Source organism: Shigella sp. FC1661, assembly GCF_001712525.1.
GTDB classification, from domain to species: domain Bacteria; phylum Pseudomonadota; class Gammaproteobacteria; order Enterobacterales; family Enterobacteriaceae; genus Escherichia; species Escherichia coli.
This window is the reverse complement of record NZ_MDGW01000419.1, coordinates 1-694: the sequence shown is the minus strand read 5'-3', so window position 1 is coordinate 694 and position 694 is coordinate 1. Positions and strand designations below refer to the sequence as shown.

The 694-nt window shown below is 51.2% G+C and carries 2 protein-coding genes; both read right to left on the bottom strand.

Annotation, left to right across the window (positions count from 1 at the left end):
* The coding region (locus BFF42_RS19300; protein ID WP_171742392.1) for a prophage tail fiber N-terminal domain-containing protein at nt 1–378 on the bottom strand (378 nt) is incomplete at its 3' end.
* Between the two features lie 23 nt (nt 379–401).
* A partial coding sequence (locus BFF42_RS19295; protein ID WP_146759061.1) for a tail fiber assembly protein occupies nt 402–694 on the bottom strand: 293 nt, incomplete at its 5' end.

Below are 694 nucleotides of genomic sequence, written 5' to 3'. Positions count from 1 at the left end.
GTCGTAAATGTCGCTCTGTGCTTCCATCGTGGCCGCACTTTTCAGCCCCAGATTATCCCGGGACTTCTGTTGTGCCTTTTCGCCTGCTGCTGCGATTTCAGACAGATGGTTAGCCGTTTTCAGAGTGCCGGGCTTTGAGTCGTCGTATACAGCAATGTCGCCAACACAGTACTCGTCGCGCCAGTCCCGTTTCAGATACACGCAATATTTTCCGACCTGTGCCTCAAACGAATATTCACCGTTATTTCCGGTCACTACATCAGCCCTGGTACGCATCACCACTTCTGAGGTGTTTACACGGGATTTCAGAATAATCTGGCATCCGGACATGGGGATGCCTGCGCCATCAGTCAGCGCACCTGATATCACTACAGACATAGTTTTTCTCGCGATAAATTAAATCAGGAAGAACCTTCCGGAGAGACGGGCCATTCAATGGCGTTGTATGAGGATTTATCAGTGATGGCGCTGAAATCCATCGCCTGCAGCGATTTCGCGTAAATACGGTACGCTTTCAGTTTTTCCCGGTCTTCGTCGCTGATTAGCCCCAGCAGCAGGTCTTCTTCCCATTCCCCTGTCCGGGCACTGACCTGAACCAGAAGGGCATCACGCTCATCTTCCGCTTTGAGTCTGTAGTCAAAGACAAATTCATCATTGCGGTAAAACCAGTAACCCGGCGCGGTAATGCGGCGGT